Consider the following 18,508-nt stretch of genomic DNA (forward strand, 5'->3'; position numbering starts at 1 on the left):
CAACTTGCTAACGTCTTCGACGGCAAACCAGACGCAGCACAAGTCCACTGCCGGGATACGGCAAACGACAGTCGTGCACGGACGCCGCGGTGGGCATCTTCGGGCCAGGTTCATTCGGATAGAGGAGTACGACCATGCATCTGACTCCAGGTGATCAAGAACGGCTGATGCTGGCGCTGGCCGGCATGGTCGCTCGCGATCGTCGTGACCGCGGCGTCAAGCTCAACCAGCCCGAGGCCGTGGCACTGCTCACATCGTGGATCATCGAGCGGGCGCGCGACGGCGCCAGCGTCGCCGAACTCATGCAGTCGGGGCGCACGGTGCTCACCCAAGACGACGTCATGCCGGGTGTCGCAGAGCTGCTCACCGAGGTGCAGGTCGAGGCGATGTTCCCAGACGGACGCAAGCTGGTCACCGTGCATCATCCGGTCGCCGCGACAACCACCGGTGAGGGCCCCGGAGCAATTCGTGTCAGGCCGGGCACAGTTGAGATCAATGCCGACCGCTCCCCTGCCGAACGGATCGAGTTGGTCATCACGAACACCGGAGATCGTCCAGTGCAGATCGGTTCGCATCTCCACTTGCCGGACGCCAACTCGGCGCTCGACTTCGATCGGGCGAAAGCGTTCGGTTTCCGGCTCGACATCCCCGCAGGCACCTCACACCGGTTCGAGCCGGGCGTCTCCCGCACCGTGCAGGCAGTGACGATTCGCGGCAACAGGCGCGTCCCCGGCCTTCAGATCGGCAAGACCGACGGCGGTGGCCTCGGCGAATCCACCGGCCACGCCGAGGAGGCCTGAGATGCAGATCACTCGCGAAAAATACGCATCGCTGTATGGCCCGACCACCGGCGATCAGGTGCGGCTGGCCGACACCGATCTGTGGATCGAGGTCGAGCAGGACCTCACCTTCGGCGGCGATGAGGCGGTCTTCGGTGGCGGCAAGTCGATCCGCGAATCGATGCTGCAAGGCTCGGTGACCAGTGCTGAGGGCGCCCCGGACACGGTGATCACCAACGCGATCGTGCTCGACTGGTGGGGCATCGTAAAGGCCGACGTCGGCATCAAGGACGGCCGCATCACAGCGCTCGGCAGAGCAGGCAACTCCGACATCAGTGACGGGGTGCATCCCGATCTCGAGATCGGGCCGTCCACCGAGATCATCAGTGGTGAGGGCAAGATCTTGACCGCGGGCGGTTTCGACTCGCACGTCCACATGATCTCGCCGTCACAAACCCTGGAGGCCCTGTCGACCGGCATCACCACGATCAGCGGTGGCGGCACGGGGCCCGCGGAGGGCACCAAGGCAACCACCGTCACACCCGGCCCGTGGCATCTCGGGCTGATTCACCGGGCGTTCGACCCGTATCCGGTCAATGTGCTGTTGCTGGGCAAGGGCAACACCGTCAGCGCCGAAGGCCTGGCGGAGCAGGCACTCGCCGGAGCGGGCGGCTACAAGGTGCACGAGGATTGGGGTTCCACCCCGGCTGCCTTGGACGCAGCTTTGAGGGCCGCCGACGAGTTCGGGTTGCAGGTCGCCCTGCATTCGGATTCGTTGAACGAGGCCGGGTATGTCGAATCGACGATCCGGGCGATCGCGGGACGCTCGATTCACACCTTCCACACCGAAGGCGCCGGCGGTGGTCACGCCCCGGACATTTTGAAGCTCGCCGCCGAGCCGTACGTGCTGCCCGCGTCCACCAATCCGACTCTGCCGCACACCAAGAACACCGTCGATGAGCATCTCGACATGTTGCTGGTCTGCCACCATCTCAACCCGAAGGTACCGGAGGATCTGGCCTTCGCGGAGTCGAGAATCCGGGCCACCACAATCGCCGCCGAAGACATCTTGCACGACATGGGTGCTTTGTCGATCACCTCATCGGACGCGCAGGCGATGGGCCGCATAGGCGAGATCATCACTCGCACCTGGCAGGTCGCGCATGTGATGAAGGCCCATCTCGGCGCGCTCGGCGGTGGGCTGCCTGCCGACAACGAACGAGCCCGCCGGTATGTGGCAAAGTACACCATCAACCCGTCCATCGCGCACGGGATCGACTCGGTCATCGGTTCGGTCGAGGCCGGCAAGCTGGCCGATCTGGTGCTGTGGGATCCCCGCTTCTTCGGGGTGCGTCCCGAGATGGTGATCAAGGGCGGTGCGGTGGTCTGGGGTGCGCTGGGCGATCCGAATGCGTCCATCACCACCCCGCAGCCGGTGGTCGAGCGTCCGACTCTTGCCGCTCCCGCAGCACCGCAGTTGTCGGTTTCGTTCGTTGCTCCCGCCGCCTTGGACGCGGGGCTTGCCGGCGAACTCGGTTTGCGCCGCAAGCTGCTGCCGATCGCGCCGACTCGGGACAAATCGAAGGCCGACATGAAGAACAACGCGGCCACGCCTGCCATCGACATCAATCCGGAGACGTTCGCGATCGACGTCGATGGTGTGCGCATCACCCCCGACCCGGTCGATGAGTTGCCGATGGCCCAGCTCTACACGCTCTACTGATGACCACCCAGGCCATGATGATGGCGTTCCTGGCCGATGTGCGACTGCCGGTTGGCACCCACACCCAATCGGCGGGCCTGGAGCCTGCCCTTCAGGCCGGTATGCCCGCCGGTGCGGTGGCCGATTACGTGCTCACCAGGCTGGCGACGGTGACCGAGGTGGAAGCCGCCACCGCGGTGGTGGCCCGATTCACCGAACTCGCGGGCAGTGAGTTGGATCCGGTCGAACGCGCGTGGGCGGCGCGGACGCCGAGCAGGGCGCTGCGAGACAATTCCCGGCAACTCGGACGCGGCCAGTCCAGATTGGTCGACGCTTTGTGGCCCTCGGCCGGTGGCGAGCGGTGCGGACGCCACAGCCGTGCCGTACTGATCGGGGTCACGGCGGCCAGGGCCGGACTCGGGCCTGGCGAGACGGCCTCACTGATCGGCTACGACGATTTGCAATCGGCGACCTCCGCCCTGCTCAAGCTCGAACCCACCGATCCCGTGCAGATCGCCGCCCTGACCAGAGATCTGCTGCCCGAGGTGGACGCGATGGCCGAGAGGGTCGCGGATCTCACTCGTCCGGAAGACATCCCTGCCCATGCGGCACCGCAACTGGAGCTATGGGCCGAGCAGCACGCCCACGCGACCGAGCGGCTGTTCCATGCCTGAGCCCAATTCTCAGATCCAAACCAGAGCCAAGGAGGACGACATGTCCGTACAAGATCAACAGATGGCATCGCCAGATGCACCGACCCGTGCGATGCGGCTCGGGGTAGCCGGGCCGGTGGGCACCGGCAAGAGCTCGCTGATCGCCACGATCTGCCGCGCGTTGTCCGGTTCGCTATCGCTGGCCGTGGTGACCAACGACATCTATACCGACGAGGACGCCCGCTTCTTGAAGGCTGCCGGGGTGCTCGATCCCGAGCGGATCCGCCCGGTCGAGACCGGGGCCTGCCCTCACACCGCCATCCGCGACGACGTCACAGTGAATCTGCTTGCCGCAGAGGATATCGAGGCCGACTTTGCGCCGGTGGATGTCGTCCTCATCGAGTCGGGAGGCGACAATCTGACCGCTACCTTCTCGCCCGCGTTGGTCGACGTGCAGATCTTCGTGCTCGACGTGGCCGGTGGCGGCGACGTGGTGCGCAAGGGCGGGCCGGGCATCGCCAGGGCCGATCTGCTGGTGATCAACAAGACCGATCTCGGGCCGTTCGTCGAGGTGGACGTCGCGCGGATGATCCGGGAAGGACGCGAGGTGCGTCAGGGGCGTCCGGTGCTCGGGGTCTCCCGCAAAGATCCGGGCTCGATCACAGCCCTGGAGCAGTGGGTGCTAGATTCGCTGGCCAGTTTCCGCAGCGGGCACCACGTCGCGGTCGATCCGGGACCGATGGCACCACACGTGCACGCCGACGGCACCGTGCATTCCCACGCCGGAGATGGGCCCGGGCATAACCACTCCCACCAGCACTGATGCGCGCCCGAATCGTTGTCTCGCCGGCACCCCTGATCACACTTGAAGGCGATGTCCTCTCACCTCGGATCTTGTCCGCCAGTTCTCCGGGCACCGCGCAGGTCGCTCTCGTCGGGACCCAGATGGTGCTGCTGGCCGGGGACAGCATCGGGATCGACATCGTGGTGGGTGCCGGCTGCACGCTGGAGATCGTCGAGCCGGTCGGCACCGTCGCCTATGGCGGCGACGGCGATTCGGAGTGGGATATCTCGATCGAGATCGCCGATGGCGGAACGCTGATCTGGCAGGGCCAGCCATTCGTGATCTCGGACGATGCCCGAGTGCGCCGCTCCACTCGAGTGAAACTCGGCACACATGCCCGGCTGCTGCAGCGCGAAATCTTGACATTCGGACGCTCCGGTCAGCGTGGCGGAGATCTGGTTAGCAAATTCCACGCGTCCTCCTCCAGCACTGATGGTGAACCTCTGCTGATCGAGGACCTCGATCTGAGTCGCGGTCGGCGCGGGCGCGTCGGGGTGCTCAGCGAAAACAGGGTGCTCGACTCGATCATCGCGCTGGGCTGGCGTCCCACGGCGAAAATTCCCACAGATCTGGCCGCCTTCGACTTAGCGGAACCTGGGACCATGGTGCGTCGGCTAGGCAGCGACCATGACCACCGGCCAATGGACACCTGCTGGCAGGCCTGGTACCACGAGCTTGTGGCCGCACCGCAGCCGAACTAGCTACCGCCCGATCTTTCGGCCGGTTGGCTGCCGGCCACTGCCCGCTGGTCCTCGTCCCGCCCGCCCGCCTGCCCTTATAGCGCGTTGTCTGGGGTCAAGGCCGTCCAGCCATGTCAGAGGAGTGCAATACGGTAGTTGCCATGAACCTAGATTCGACCAGCGCCACCTCGCTCGAGCTCACACATCACCGCGCAGGCTGATGTGCGCTCGCACCGTTCATGATGTTCTCTTCTGGCGACCGCGTCTTCATAGACGAGTCGAAGTCACGCGGATACATCATCGCAGCATGTGCGTCACCCCACAGCTCGCTTCGAACCTCTGAGAGAGCGCTTCGGGAACTGCTCAGGCCTGGTCAACGACGGCTTCACTTCAAGAGCGAACGGGATAGTCGCCGCCGGGAGATCCTTTCACGCATGTGCGAACTCGACCTGCGTGCCGCCGTTTGGGTCTCATCCGGCCTACCGAACAAAGAAGCTCGCGATCTCTGCCTGGCATCTATCGTTTCAGAATGTGCCCGATCCGATTCGTCGGAACTCATCATCGAACGAGATGAATCACTTATGGGCGCAGACCGAAGGGTCATAAGCGCTGCCCTGCGGCTAGAGCTCAAGCGCACGCTGAAATACAAGCATGCCCTGCCGCACGAACAGCCTCTCCTCTGGGTGAGCGACGCTCTCGCCTGGTGTTACGCGAAAGGCGGAGATTGGAGGAGGCGTGTCGATCCCATCATCGAGAACCGTGTGATCAAGCTATAGAAACGCGTGAACCTGGCCCGTCGTACCGTCCGGAAGACTGCCAGGTTCTGAGGGCTACTGCCCGCCGCACGTCTAGGATAGCTCAGGATCAAGCTGAAGGCGATACGAACTCGCGTCCGCCAAGCCTCCCCGTGATCCGGACGGTCAAGAGTCCTTGCTGTCAGCAGCTCGAATGCCGAGCATCCTGGCGGACTCCGTCAGCCCATCCTTGGGTCAGTACCAACGCAGGAACTCCTCGACGGAGAGGTTGGAAGCGCGAATTGGGCGAGCATGCAGAGCGGAGGGCATCGAATCATCCTAGTGGGCAGTCCTGAGCCGCAAACTATAGTGCCATCGCTTCGCGCGCCTGAGACACTGCGGCCGCACCACCTGCTCCGGTGCTCATCACTCGTCCGGACGCGAGCACGGCGAATGAGTCCGCCATCTCCAACGCATAGCCGACATGCTGCTCGACCATCAGCACCGAGATGCCTGCTCCGCTCATCATCGTCGAGATCGCCGCTTGAATTTCGGCGACGACATTCGGCTGGATGCCTTCGGTCGGCTCGTCCAGAACCATCAGCTTGGGACCGGTGATCAAGGCCCTGGCGATCGCCAGCTGCTGGCGCTGACCGCCCGACAACAAACCGGCCCGGCGCGTGAGCAGCCCACCCAAGGCGGGGAAAAGGTCGAGTGCCTCACTCATTCGTCTTGCACCGGCCTGCCCATGGCGTTCGGCGATGAGCACGAGGTTCTCGCGGGCAGTCAGCTGCCCGAACGACTGCTGGCCCTGCGGAACGTACGCGATGCCCCGGCGGACTCGCTTATTGGTGCTCAGCTTGGTGATATCCGCACCATCAAAGACCACCGAGCCGGTCCGCACCGGCAGCAGCCCCATGACTGCCCGCAGCAGCGTCGTCTTGCCGGCCCCGTTGTTGCCCAGCACCGCGACCAGTTTGCCGTCCGGAACCGTGAGGCAGACATCGAAGACCACGGAGACTCGTCCGTAACCCGTGGTGACCGATTCAAGCTGCAGCATCGGATTCTCCTAGATAGACCTCGATCACCTTCGGGTCGGCCTGCACCTCGGCAACGGTCCCCTCGGCGAGCACTTTGCCCTGATGCAGCACCGTCACCGAATTGGCGAAGCTGCGCAAGAACTCCATGTCGTGTTCGACCACGACGACGGTGCGCTGGTCGCCGATGCGTTTCAGCAGTTCCCCGGTCTGTTCCCGTTCGACCGCACTCATGCCGGCCACCGGTTCGTCGAGCAGCAGGCACCGGGCGCCCTGGACGAGCAGCATGCCGATCTCGAGCCATTGTCTTTGGCCGTGGGCGAGCACACCGGCCGGCGCATTCAGCAGGCCGGTCAGCCCGATTGTCTCCGCTGCGATCTGCACCTCTTCGGGTATGCCCTTGCGGCGGCGGACGAGCTCGCGCGGTTTGCGGTGCAGGCCAGCTGCTATGTCGAGGTTCTGCAGCACGCTGAGTTTCTCGATCACGCTCGCGGTCTGAAAGGTGCGCCCGACCGATGCCCGCACGATCTTGTGCGAGGGCAGACCCAGCAGTTCGACACCGCCGAAACTCGCCGACCCCGTTGCGTTCGCCAACCCGGTGATGGCGTCGATGAGGGTGGTCTTCCCGGCGCCATTGGGACCGATCAGGAAACGCAAATCGCCCGCGGTGACCACCAGGTCGACGCCGTCGACCGCAACGAATCCGTCGAAGTCGACCCGCAGATTCTTGACCTGCAGGTAGTCACGCCGGAATTCACCGGCGGGCGCGGAGATCGCTTGTTCCAGCGCTTGAAAGTCCGGTCGTGGAGCCATGGCTAGGTCCTTCCCGCCAGTTCGGGTGCCTCGATGGATTCGGGGGTCTCGCGGGCCCGGGCCGATACTTTGGTTCGGCGGTAGCGATAGTGGTCGGCCAACCTCTTCAGCCAGGGCCCGAGTGTCGCGACGCCTTGCGGGAGGAAAGCGATGACGAGAATGAACAATGCGCCTTGGAAGTAGGTCCAAAATCCCGGGTAGGTCTCCGAGAGGTTGGTCTCGATGAGCCGTAGCGCAATGGTTCCGAGCACCGGGCCGAGCAGGGTCGTCCGGCCGCCGATCACGACACCGGCCAGGAAGAGGATCGACGGGGTGACCCCGACGTCCTTCGGCGAGATGATGCCGACGATCGGCACGAACAGCGCGCCACCGATGGCCGCGAAGACCGCTGCGATCGTATAAGTGAGGGTTTTGATCATCGCCGGGTTGTAACCGAGGAACCGTACCCGGTTCTCTTCGTCGCGCACGGCGATCAGCAGCTCGCCGAACCGCGAGCGCATGATCTGCCGGGTGAGCAGCACCATGCCGATCAGCACGATGGCAGCGATGAAGTAGAGCATGCGTTTGTTCGCCGGATCTTTCAGGCTGTAGCCGAAGAATCCCTTGAAGTCGGTGATGCCGTTGAAGCCGCCGGTCGAGGTGCCCTGGTTCACCAGCCAAAGAGCGAAGGCGGCTACCAGTGCTTGCGAGAGGATCGCGAAATAGGCCCCGCGGACGCGCCGGGCGAACACGGCCCAGCCGAGCACGAAGGCGACGGTGGCAGGTATCACCACGATCAGAATCAATGTGACTGCCGGGCTGCGGAACGGCTCCCACCAGCCGGGCACCTGGCCGTTGCCGTAGAGCGACATGAAGTCGGGCACCCCGCCGGGGCCGGCGTCCACCAGCTTGAGATGCATCGCCATCATGTATCCGCCCAGCCCGAAGAACAGGCCTTGGCCGAGCGTCAGCATGCCACCTTGCCCCCAGGCCAGCCCGACGCCGACGGCGACCATCGCCAGGCAGATGTACTTGGCGAGCAAGCTCAGCCTGAAGCCGCTGAGCAGCATCGGAGCGATGGCGATCGCGATGATGGCCACCGCCAGCCAGATCCACAGCGATGATCTCTTGATGAATGTCATGCGAGGCTCCTTGTGCGGACCGAGACCAGGCCCTGTGGGCGGAATTGCAGCAGCAGGACGACCAGCAGCAGGACGATCACCTTCGCGGCGGAGGCGTCCGTCCAGTATTCGAGGAAGGCCTGGGCGATGCCGAGCCCGAAGGCGGCGATCACGGCTCCCTTGAGCTGGCCCACTCCGCCGGCCACGACGACCAGGAAAGCGTCCACGAGGTATCCGGAGCCGAAGTCGAAGGAGATGGCGTCCATCAATGTCAATGCCACTCCCGCGAGGCCGGCGATCCCCGACCCGATGAAGAATGTGAGCACATCCACGAAGCTGGTGGAGATGCCCGAGGTTTCGGCCAGGTCGCGGTTCTCGACCGTGGCGCGGATCTCCCGGCCCAGCGGGGTGAGCTGCTGCACTAGATACAGCCCGACGAGACTGGCGACGGCAACCAGCAGAATGAAGACCCGGGTCGCCGGTACCTCGACGCCGGCAACCCACACGGGTCCGCTCAGCCAGCCGGGAGTGACTGCATAGACCGGCTGTGCCCCGAAGACATCGCGAGCGAGCTGTTGCAGCACCAGTCCCACGCCGAAGGTGGCGAGCAAGGTGTCGAGTGGACGCGCTCTCATCCGGGAGATCAGTGTGACTTGCAAGAACGCGCCCAACAGGCCTCCGACCAGGAAACCGGCCGGTAGCGCAACCAGGAGCGAAACTCCCGAGTACGGGATCAGTCCGGCCACGATATAGGCCGCATAGGCGCCGGCCATCATGAACTCGCCATGGGCATTGTTGATCACGCCGAGCTGCCCGAAGGTCAGCGAAAGGCCCAACGAAGCTAGCAGAAGCACCGATCCCAGGGAGATCCCGGCGAGCAGCTGGGAGATGACCACATCCATCGCGCTGCCTTTCAGTAATGAGGTGAAGGTGGAGCGAGAGTGCGGTGCCCGGCATTGGTGAGGGGCACCGCGCCCTCGTGGTCGATTCAGGTGTGAGGGATGACCTCGTTGATCAGGCCTGTCCCTCCCACCAGGAGTAGGTCTCCAGGAAGGGGTCGGGCTCGATCGGAGCCTCCGAACTCCAGACCACATGGAGCAGCCCGTCGGAATCGATCTGGCCGATCAGCGCGGTCTTCGAGATATGGTGATTCTCGCCGTTTACCGTCACCGTTCCCTCGGGGGCCTCGAAGGTGACGCCGTCAGCGGCGGCGGTGATCTCCTCTGTGGAGAAGCCGCCGGCCTTCTCGGCCATCGCCTTCCACAGATAGAGCGAGGTGTACGCAGCCTCCATCGGATCGGAGGTCACCCGGTCATCGCCGTACTCGGCCTTGAAATCCTCGACGAATTCGGTGTTCTGCGGGCTCTCAATTGTCTGGAAATAATTCCAGGCAGCGAGCTGGCCCTCCACATTCTCGAGGCCGATTCCACCGACTTCTTCTTCGGCAATGGAAACCGAAATGACCGGCATCGACTCGGCACTGAGGCCGGCATTCTTGTATTCCTTGAAGAATGCGACATTCGAGTCACCATTAAGCGTATTGAAAACGGCCTGGGCGCCGGATCCCTTGACTTTGTTGACGATCGTGGAGAAGTCGGTGTGCCCAAGCGGGGCGTATTCCTCGCCCACGATCTCAATACCGTTAGCCTCGGCGTAGGCGTTGATGATCTTGTTTGCCGTGCGGGGGAACACGTAGTCGGAGCCCACCAGGAAGAGCGACGTCACGCCCTGCGATTTCAGATAGTCCATGGCGGGGATGATCTGCTGGTTGGTGGTCGCTCCGGTGTAGAAGATATTCGGTGAGGCCTCCAGTCCCTCGTACTGCACCGGGTAGAACAACAGCGAATCATTGTCCTCGAAAACGGGGAGCATTGCCTTGCGAGAGGCCGATGTCCAACCGCCGAAGACAGCCGCAACACAATCCTGCGAGATCAGTTTCTCGGCCTTCTCGGCGAAGATGGTGGGCTCGGACGCGCCGTCCTCCTGGACGATCTCCAGGGTCTTGCCGTTTACTCCGCCGGCCGCGTTGATCTCCTCAGCAGCTAGGTGCAGGGAATCGCTCACAGTCTTCTCGGAGATCGCCATGGTTCCGGACAACGAGTTGACGAAGCCGATTTTGATCGTGGACCCGGACGTATCAACGCAGGTCCCCGATGCGGCACTGGTTCCGGATGAACTTGACTCCGCGCTGTCGACTTGCGCGCCACATGCGGTAAGGCCCAACGCGCCCGCAGCAATAATTGCCACAGCAATGCGTGTTCTCGACACCATCTGCATTCCTTTCGACCGGGGTCATCATTCGACGGACACGGCGCGAAGAGGGACTGGCAGTCAGCGAGCAATGGATCGCATTTTGGTCCCGTATTCCGTATCTCGGGAATTACTCTCGCAATCCGATATGTCAGCCACGTAACCGTCCAGTTACCGGCGTTCGTCAAATCGAGCCCCCGTTGCGGGAATATCCGGACGGCATGAGAGATGCCGATTCATGGCAGGAGCATCTGGCTTCAGCGCGAGGCGCGGGAGCACCTCCAGATGCACGAAAGGGAAAATCAGCCGATGACGACGGTGACGAATTCGCGGATCGGCATCTCATAGGTCACGGTATTCGAGACCAACGGCACCTCACCATGCTGACCCAACGCCGACCACGCCACCGACCACTCCGAAGTCACAGTAATCATGTAATCGCCACGCTTGAGATACGTATGCCCACACGTCGGAGACGAGGTCAACGGATCCACACCCGCCGGACGCTCCATCATCGCCGTGCACTCCGAGATGGTGCCATCACCCCAATCAAAGACCACCGTCCCCCGCGACGCCGTCAACGAAATATCAATCCCCTCCGCACTGGCCGACTGAGTCAAAGAGCCGGGATCATCCACCCAACCCCAAATCGGCAACCCCACACCCAAAGCACCCCACTCATTATCCTGAGGCTCCGGAGACAACCGAACCAAAGGCGCAGGAACACCAAGAGACGCAACAGCAGACCGGGCAACAGCACCCACATCCACCACCGGGACCTCCGCAACAGGCGCCGTCGGCGCCGGACCCCGCAACAACCTCCCGCCATTCGGACACTTCAACCCCGAAGCACCCTCCGCAGCCACATGGGAGAACAAATCACACACCACCACCGGCACATCCTCACCGCCACCAGAACCACCAGCGACACCAGGATCACCATCCACCACAGCCCAACCCGAATCCGCCGCCACCCCAGCATCAGTCTGCTCAGCAGACACGGTCACCTCAGAACCACTCGAACTGGTCTCGACGCCTCCTCCAGATCCCGACAAAATGTCACTCTCTGCCTGCGCAGGCTGGACAGGCAGTAACGTCAACACAAGCGAAATAGACAGGACTATTAGGACACGAGTCATCCAACCCAGCATTCGCTCATCTCCTTGCTGGTCCCGTCGAAAAGTTTCAGCTTCCCGTCGAAATGCTTAAAGAACATTTCCCAACGATGCACGTTTCCCTCGGAAACAATCTGTCCATCGCTGTTCAATGCGGGAGTGGGCCGAGTATCGATGCATGCCACCAGCGCTACTTCAGACCCTGACTTGGCCGCGCCCGGATATCGAGCAACAGCTACTACTGGCTCAGCGCCTTCAGGACTGTGCCACTGCTTTTCGACGTAAAAATCGTACTGAGCCTTCGCGGCTTCAAGGTACCTATCAGCGAGCAATTCGCTCATCTCATCAGGGAACGGCGCAAAATCGCCCCGTAATTCATAGGCATACCGCAACTCCATTGACCGCCAGAAGACCTGCTCGGCTTCCGCATACAGTGCGTCCATCTCAGCATCCGACGACGGCGTCGCAGACACCGAAGCCATCGGAGTAGCCGACGAAGCCTCACCTCCGCTCGGCTCCGCACCGCCCGGAGTGCACGCCCCGAAAGCGAGCACAACCGATAAACCGACCGCCACTACACCCATGCGTCCACGCATCTGAAACTCCTGGGGTCCCACGTCGCCACTGACAGGTACCCACAGTCTCAGCTATCCGGCAGCAAGCGTCAAGCGAGCCATCGCCACCTGTGGACAACTGCGTGCATCAGGCCTCACGGCACCTTAATGAGACAGAGTGCCGTAGACAGCTACAGGCCTACTATACCCCGCAGACGCTCAGGGCGTGATCGAAGGCCTCATATTCAGCGGGCGTCGCCCATAATCCGTAGTCAACCTTGACCGAGATTTGAGCCGCCACGTAGTCGCACTGAAAGCCGGTGTTGACCGGCAGCCACTGGGATGCGTCCTTGTCTTGCTTGGACTGATTGGCCGAACCGTCGACGGCCAGCAGATTGTCGGGATCGTTGGCGAACTCTTCGCGGGTCTCGTCGTCCCACGCGAAGGCTCCGGTACGCCAGGCGTCGGCCAGCGCGACCAAGTGATCGATCTGCACCTTGGACGCATCGGCCTTGGCAAAGATCACCGTCTCGCCGGTATACGGATCGTCCAGCGTCCCGGCGACGATCACGCAGCCGGAGCCTTCCCGGTACTCCACCTCGGTCAGGTCGCGAGCCAGGATGTCGTTGCGTGTGTCGCATCCGTTATGGTCGACATCGGCCCAGCGCTGCCCGAACAGCTCACGCTGGTAGCTATCGGCATTCTGCACGTCTTGGACGCCCAACTGCGCCAGCAGCTCGCGCGCAGCCTCAACTGAGTCGATCTTACTTGGGCTGAGAGAAACCTCCGGTCCATCGGCCGAGGGCAGGCCGCCGAGATCGCCAAAGACATCTCCCGAATACAGATAGGCGATGAACGCGATCACCGCCACGATGACTACGCCGAACCGGCCCGCAATCGATGTGGACGACCTGCGCTTGCTCATGCTCTCCAAATCCGCCTGACTCCGGCCATCGTTCAGGCCAAAATCAGGCCAGAGTCAGGCAGTCTAATCAGAGTTCGCCGGCGATGGCTCGCGCCACGCGGCGCAGGTCGTCCTCAGTCCTTGGTGGGACGAATCTCAGACCAGCGGATTGATGATGATCGACTCTTCGCGTCCCGGGCCGACACCGATACCGCTGATCCGGCAGTGCACCAATTTCTCGAGTGCGTGCACATACGCCTGGCAGTTGGCGGGCAACTCATCGAAGCTGCGCGCCGCGGTGATGTCCTCGATCCAGCCCGGCAGGTAGTCGTAGATCGGCTTGGCAGCGCACAATTCGGGCTGAGTCATCGGGTACACGTCGCTGCGCGTGCCATCGATGTCGTAGCCGACGCAGACCGGGATCTTCTCCCAGCCCGATAGCACATCGAGCTTGGTGAGGAAGATGTCGGTGCAGCCGTTGATCTTCGCGGCAACCTCGACGATCGGCGCATCGAACCAGCCGCAGCGGCGCGGACGACCGGTCGTCGCTCCGAACTCGCCGCCGTCCTGGCGCAGCTTCTCGCCGTCGTCGTCGAAAAGTTCGGTCGGGAAGGGCCCCTCGCCCACCCGGGTGGTGTACGCCTTGGCGATGCCGATCACCCGGTCGATGCGGGTCGGGCCGACTCCGGTGCCCGTGCAGGCACCACCGGCAGTCGGGTTCGAGCTTGTCACGAACGGGTAGGTGCCGTGATCCACATCGAGGTGGTGAGCCTGAGCCCCCTCGAAGAGCACGACCTTGTCTTCGTCCAGGGCATCGTTGAGGATGCGCCCGGAGTCCACCACATAAGGCCGGATGCGCTCGGAATAGCTCAGCAGCTGCTCGGTGATCTGCTCCGCATCGATCTCGCGCCGGTTGAAAATCTTGACCAAGGTCTGGTTCTTCTGCTCCAAAGAGGCGGCGACCTTGTCGTGCAGCAGATCGGCGTCCAACAGATCAGCAACCCGCAACCCGATGCGGTTGATCTTGTCGGAGTAGGCCGGGCCGATGCCCCGCCCGGTCGTCCCGATGCGTTTCTTGCCCGCGAAGCGTTCGGTGACCTTGTCGAGAGTCTGATGGTAGGGAGCGATGAGATGCGCGTTTGCGCTGATCAGCGGATGATCGACCGCGACTCCACGCTCGGTCAGCCCGTCGAGCTCGTGATACAAGACCTCGGGGTCGATAACCACGCCATTGCCGATCACGGTGGTCGCATTGCGGTTCAAGATGCCTGCGGGAAGCAGATGCATGATGAACTTCTCTCCCCCGACCACAACAGTGTGGCCGGCGTTGTTTCCACCCGAGTAGCGGACGACGTAGTCGACCTGCTCCCCCAGCGCGTCGACCGCCTTACCCTTGCCCTCGTCGCCCCACTGGGCGCCCAGAACGATGATGCCCGGCATGTATGCATACCTTCCTGTTCGTCCCGGAGAATCCGCCCCGAGACACAGTGAAGCCCCCTGCCAGAGGTTGTCAGCAAGAGGGCTCTTGCCACATCACTCTAGCTGGACGACAACTTTGCGGCCAAAGCTGCCCATTTGCTGGCACGGCTCAGTCGTCGGGTTAAACTTCCCGCGTGCCGGACCTCACGATACAAGCAGTGCTGCTGCTCGTCGGGGCCGCGTTTCTTGCCGGAATGGTGGACGCCGTCGTCGGCGGCGGTGGGCTGATTCAGCTGCCCGCGCTGATGGTGGCTTTCCCGGCCGCCGCACCCATGCAGCTGCTGGCTACCAACAAAGTGGGGTCGATCGCCGGGACGAGCACCTCGAGCATCACCTACTTCCGGCGGGTGCACCCCGACCTCAAGACCGCCTGGCCGCTGGCCTGCTCCGCGTTCGCCGGATCGGCGCTGGGCGCGATCGCCGCGTCCCACATCCCGCGCGCGGCCTTCGACCCGATCGTGCTTATCGCCCTGCTGGCGGTCGGCTGCTATGTGCTCGCTAAGCCCAAGGTCGGGTTCCGTGAAAACCTCCGATACCACGGGACGAAGCACTATGTGGCAGCAGCAAGCATCGGGTTGGGGCTCGGCTTCTACGATGGCGCGCTCGGCCCGGGAACCGGATCGTTCCTGGTCTTCGCGCTGGCCGGATGGCTCGGCTACGCGTTCTTGGAGGCGAGCGCGAAGGCCAAGATCGCCAACTTCGCCACGAACCTCGCCGCGCTGGTGATCTTCATTCCGCAAGGCGCGGTGATGTGGAGATACAGCCTGATGATCGCTGCCGCGAACCTGGCAGGCGGCTACGTCGGCGCGCGAGTCGCAGTGGCCAGGGGAGCCGGATTCATCCGCGTCGTCCTGATCGGCGTCGTTGCCGCGTTCGCCATCAAGATCAGTTGGGACATCTGGCACGCCTAGCGTGGCGGCGTCATCAAGCGGGGGTTATCCCGTGCATGCCCGGCTGTAGGTCTGCGCGACCGAGGTCAGTGGACGAATAGCCCCATGGGACGAAGGATCCCGAACCTTGTTCTCAGAAATCCGCCTCTTGAACCAGGGCCGGACGCACCACGATCCGCGTCCACGAGCCGACGTAGATACGGTCGTGATGCCCGAGTTCGGTGCGCCGGGTGATCGGATCGATCGGTAGCGGCTGATCGACCCTGCCGACATAGGTACCGTTGGACGACCCCAGGTCTTCGATGAACCAGCGCACGCCGTCGGTGGTCAGAGCAGCCTGCTGTCTGCTCACTCCTGTGTCGGCGACGCAGTCGAGATCGGGGTGGACGCCACCGGAGGTGCGTCCGATGACCACTCGCGGAGTGCGAAGCCCCTTGATGATCGGTTGGCCGGGTGAGGGCAGCTGTTCGGGAGCCTGCTGCAGCCGGTACCACTCCGGATCGATCCAGATCTCGGCGACCCACCGGGCGGGACCGTGCTGAGTGGGCATCGCGGACGCTTGAGCAGGGGCGGAACCCTCCCGTCCCGATGGTCCAGCGCCCTCAGGTTGCCTGGTCCCTGCTGTTTGGATGCCCGGCCGTTGCGGCGAGGCTCCGCCGCCCGCAGGCCCGGCAGGTGAACGCGTGGCTTGCTCGGCCCGCGCAAATGGACGCAACGAGTTCGGGCTGGGCACGTCATCCCCGGCGTCGCCGAGGTCGAGAAGACTGCCCGATGGGCGATCATCCTGCGGCCCCGATGCCCCGGACGACCCGTCGCCCGACCCTTCTACGAAGGGGGCGCCAGGTGAGTGGTCCCCGCGTTGAGAGGTCGCTGAGCCAAGGTCCAGGGCGCTTGAGCGATCAGAGCCGGCCCCGCTGTCTCCCTCGCCCAGTTCCAACGAGGAGGATGGCGCAGGTTGCGGCCTGACAGGGGCGCTTGCCTCAGGAGCATCGTCGACAACCAGCGGATTATCGAGATCTTCGTGGCTCGGGGTCTCGCCGAGATCGAAATAGTTGGGCACCGGTTTCGCTGGTTCAGCCGACCTATCCGGCTCGGCGGAGGTATCGGACCCAGCAGCTGCGTCCGATTCCGCTGACGTATCTGATTCGATCGGTGCCTCAGATTCGGACACTCGGATTGCTTCATCACCGGGACCCGTGCTGTTCGCGCCGGCCTCGGCTTCACTCGCCCAATGCCCCGCCGCGCCATGGGTTTCCTGATCAGAGGCCGTGGGATCAACCGCATCGGATGCTTCAACCACAGTTGCGGCCCGGTTGTCAGCTTCTTGTGAGCCCGTCTCACTTACACTCGGGCGTGCAGGATCCTGGAGCCCCCGGGGAAGCGCTCCGGTGAGGAAGTCGTAGCCGCAGGTTTCGCAGAAGAAGGCGTCCGCCGACGCCACCGAATGGCAGACCGGGCAGACCTGTTGTCCGGGGGGCGCTCCTTGAGCCGGACGCGCGGGTGCTCCAGACCTGCCCGGCGCCACTGCGCCCGGCCGATCTTGCCCAGGTTGCCCCTGGCCGGCGGCCTCGATCGGGGCACCACACACCGAACAGTAATCATCGGTCAGGCTCTCGTGGCCTGCCGGACACAACGCCGCCATCGCCTAACCCGCCTGTCCGTTCGATTGGTTCCCGCTGCCGGCCTCGCTCGACTGCCGGGTACGGGTGGTCTTGGTGGACGCGGTGTCCAGCGCCATCTCGTCCGCCCGATCGACCTTCGACTTCAGCCGCACCGTTCCGGTGCCGGGATCGACCACGTCGACAACCTTGCGCAGCTTGGTGGTCGCCTCATGATTGCCGGTCTGCTCGGCCAGCTGCACGGCGCGTCCCAACTTGCTGGTCGCCGTCGACAGATCGCCGACCTTGCGGGCTGCCAGGCCTTCCTGAATGGCGGACGCCAACTCGGTCTGCCCGGTGTAGTGCGCGACCTCGTTGTTGATCTGCGCGGTCAGTGAATCGTCGCTCGACCACAGCGCCTTGACCAGGCCCTGCGTCCGGGGCTGCTCGCCGGTCACCAGCTGCACCCTGGCGGCCAGCTGCTCCTGGCCGACGGCCTTCGCCGGCAGCCTGACCGCGACGTGATAGTCGCGTTCCTCATCGCCCCACGCGCCGGTCGCAAAATCGGTGGTCAGCGCGTTGATCGGCTTGCCCTGATGGGTCAGATCCTCGACGGTCGGCGACACCTGCCGGACGAACAGCAGTTGCGCGCCCTGCGGCGTCCATACCCGCAGGTTCGCGGACGACACCCCGCGGCTCATCGAGGTCTGCATGATCTTGGCGAACTCGGCGGCCATCATCGACGGGTCCGGAATGATGTCGAGCGTGCCCATCAAAGCGCGTGCGATCTTGCGCACCTCGGACACCACCCAGTAGGTGCCGACGCCTCGGCAGTCGCATTGGAAATTGCCGGCACAGGCGCGAATGGCCGCGTCCAATTGCTCGGGGGTCTCGTGCTCGTCGGCGCCGTCGGTCAGCAGCAATGCGTGACGCTGGGAGACCAGCCCGCCCATCGACTTGAACAGGGAAAGCGTCAGCTGCAGCCACTTGCCGATCGCGGTGCCGCCGTCGGCGATCAGCCGGCTGATGGCGTCCTTGGCCTCGCGCCTGGTTCTGGCGGTCATCTCGACCATGCCCGGCCCCGACTGGACGATCGGGTAGGCCAGATAGGCCTGGTGGGTGCCCGAGACCACAGCGAAGTAGGTGCCGTCCAAAATGTTGTCGAGGGCGACCATCGCGGCCTGGCGCGCGGCCAGCATGCTTCGCTGCCCCATCGAACCGGAGCAGTCGATGATGATGATCTCTCCGGCGGCGCCGTCAGAACCGGCGGACCCGGCGTCGCTGACTCCGATCCGCACGATGGCGTTCACATCCGTGCCACCGTCGGGCAGATATTCGTTCTGGTAAACCGTGGAGTTGAACTGGGCCACGGAGCA

General features: G+C 63.7%; 17 protein-coding genes. 6 read left to right on the top strand and 11 right to left on the bottom strand.

Annotated elements, in window-relative coordinates; genetic code table 11:
* The first annotated feature begins 134 nt into the window (after positions 1 to 134).
* From QQ658_RS10575 to QQ658_RS10595, 5 genes are all read left to right on the top strand, one after another.
* Positions 135 to 800 carry an urease subunit gamma gene (locus QQ658_RS10575; protein ID WP_286024815.1) on the top strand — a complete coding sequence of 222 codons (666 nt, stop codon included), beginning with the start codon at positions 135 to 137 and terminating at the stop codon, positions 798 to 800.
* Position 801: 1 nt separating this feature from the next.
* Positions 802 to 2,502 carry an urease subunit alpha gene (locus QQ658_RS10580; RefSeq protein WP_286024816.1) on the top strand — a complete coding sequence of 567 codons (1,701 nt, stop codon included), beginning with the start codon at positions 802 to 804 and terminating at the stop codon, positions 2,500 to 2,502.
* Positions 2,502 to 3,155 carry an urease accessory protein UreF gene (locus QQ658_RS10585; protein WP_286024817.1) on the top strand — a complete coding sequence of 218 codons (654 nt, stop codon included), beginning with the start codon at positions 2,502 to 2,504 and terminating at the stop codon, positions 3,153 to 3,155. Before QQ658_RS10580 ends, QQ658_RS10585 begins: the two co-directional genes overlap by 1 nt.
* A gap of 40 nt (positions 3,156 to 3,195) precedes the next feature.
* The gene (ureG, locus tag QQ658_RS10590) at positions 3,196 to 3,957 is read left to right on the top strand and encodes an urease accessory protein UreG (RefSeq protein WP_286024818.1); all 762 of its coding nucleotides are present in this window, start codon (positions 3,196 to 3,198) and stop codon (positions 3,955 to 3,957) included.
* A 71-nt stretch (positions 3,958 to 4,028) separates the two neighbouring features.
* Entirely contained in the window at positions 4,029 to 4,679 is a 651-nt protein-coding gene (locus QQ658_RS10595) for an urease accessory protein UreD (RefSeq protein ID WP_286024819.1), read from the top strand.
* A gap of 1,077 nt (positions 4,680 to 5,756) precedes the next feature.
* Here QQ658_RS10595 and QQ658_RS10600 read toward each other — a convergent pair.
* From QQ658_RS10600 to QQ658_RS10640, 9 genes are all read right to left on the bottom strand, one after another.
* Positions 5,757 to 6,452, bottom strand: a complete 696-nt coding sequence (locus tag QQ658_RS10600) for an ATP-binding cassette domain-containing protein (RefSeq protein ID WP_286024820.1) — start codon at positions 6,450 to 6,452, stop codon at positions 5,757 to 5,759.
* Complete coding sequence (urtD, locus tag QQ658_RS10605) at positions 6,439 to 7,242, bottom strand: urea ABC transporter ATP-binding protein UrtD (protein ID WP_286024821.1); 804 nt, start codon at positions 7,240 to 7,242, stop codon at positions 6,439 to 6,441. The genes QQ658_RS10600 and urtD overlap by 14 nt, the downstream gene beginning before the upstream one ends.
* Before the next feature lie 2 nt (positions 7,243 to 7,244).
* The gene (gene urtC / locus QQ658_RS10610; protein WP_286024822.1) at positions 7,245 to 8,363 is read right to left on the bottom strand and encodes an urea ABC transporter permease subunit UrtC; all 1,119 of its coding nucleotides are present in this window, start codon (positions 8,361 to 8,363) and stop codon (positions 7,245 to 7,247) included.
* Complete coding sequence (gene urtB, locus QQ658_RS10615) at positions 8,360 to 9,244, bottom strand: urea ABC transporter permease subunit UrtB (RefSeq protein WP_286024823.1); 885 nt, start codon at positions 9,242 to 9,244, stop codon at positions 8,360 to 8,362. Before urtB ends, urtC begins: the two co-directional genes overlap by 4 nt.
* A 112-nt stretch (positions 9,245 to 9,356) precedes the next feature.
* Entirely contained in the window at positions 9,357 to 10,619 is a 1,263-nt protein-coding gene (urtA, locus tag QQ658_RS10620; RefSeq protein ID WP_353057922.1) for an urea ABC transporter substrate-binding protein, read from the bottom strand.
* Positions 10,620 to 10,894: 275 nt separating this feature from the next.
* On the bottom strand, positions 10,895 to 11,743 hold the full coding sequence (locus QQ658_RS10625) for a hypothetical protein (RefSeq protein ID WP_286024825.1): 849 nt from the start codon (positions 11,741 to 11,743) through the stop codon (positions 10,895 to 10,897).
* Positions 11,728 to 12,189: a hypothetical protein gene (locus tag QQ658_RS10630; protein WP_286024826.1), complete on the bottom strand. Its 462-nt coding sequence runs from the start codon at positions 12,187 to 12,189 to the stop codon at positions 11,728 to 11,730. The genes QQ658_RS10625 and QQ658_RS10630 overlap by 16 nt, the downstream gene beginning before the upstream one ends.
* A gap of 274 nt (positions 12,190 to 12,463) precedes the next feature.
* A complete protein-coding gene (locus tag QQ658_RS10635; protein WP_286024827.1) occupies positions 12,464 to 13,186 on the bottom strand; it encodes an HNH endonuclease family protein in 723 nt (240 codons plus the stop codon).
* A 135-nt stretch (positions 13,187 to 13,321) separates the two neighbouring features.
* On the bottom strand, positions 13,322 to 14,605 hold the full coding sequence (locus QQ658_RS10640; protein WP_286024828.1) for an adenylosuccinate synthase: 1,284 nt from the start codon (positions 14,603 to 14,605) through the stop codon (positions 13,322 to 13,324).
* A gap of 173 nt (positions 14,606 to 14,778) precedes the next feature.
* Between QQ658_RS10640 and QQ658_RS10645 the strand changes: the two genes are divergently transcribed.
* Positions 14,779 to 15,555: a sulfite exporter TauE/SafE family protein gene (locus QQ658_RS10645; RefSeq protein ID WP_286024829.1), complete on the top strand. Its 777-nt coding sequence runs from the start codon at positions 14,779 to 14,781 to the stop codon at positions 15,553 to 15,555.
* A 112-nt stretch (positions 15,556 to 15,667) separates the two neighbouring features.
* Here the strand turns inward: QQ658_RS10645 and QQ658_RS10650 are convergent, their stop codons facing one another.
* A complete protein-coding gene (locus tag QQ658_RS10650) occupies positions 15,668 to 16,084 on the bottom strand; it encodes an FHA domain-containing protein (protein WP_286024830.1) in 417 nt (138 codons plus the stop codon).
* A 1,095-nt stretch (positions 16,085 to 17,179) separates the two neighbouring features.
* Positions 17,180 to 18,502, bottom strand: coding sequence for a vWA domain-containing protein (locus QQ658_RS10655; protein WP_286024831.1), 1,323 nt, complete (start codon positions 18,500 to 18,502; stop codon positions 17,180 to 17,182).
* Between the last annotated feature and the right edge of the window lie 6 nt (positions 18,503 to 18,508).

Source organism: Propionimicrobium sp. PCR01-08-3 (genome assembly GCF_030286045.1).
In the GTDB taxonomy this organism is placed as follows: Bacteria; Actinomycetota; Actinomycetes; order Propionibacteriales; family Propionibacteriaceae; genus Brooklawnia.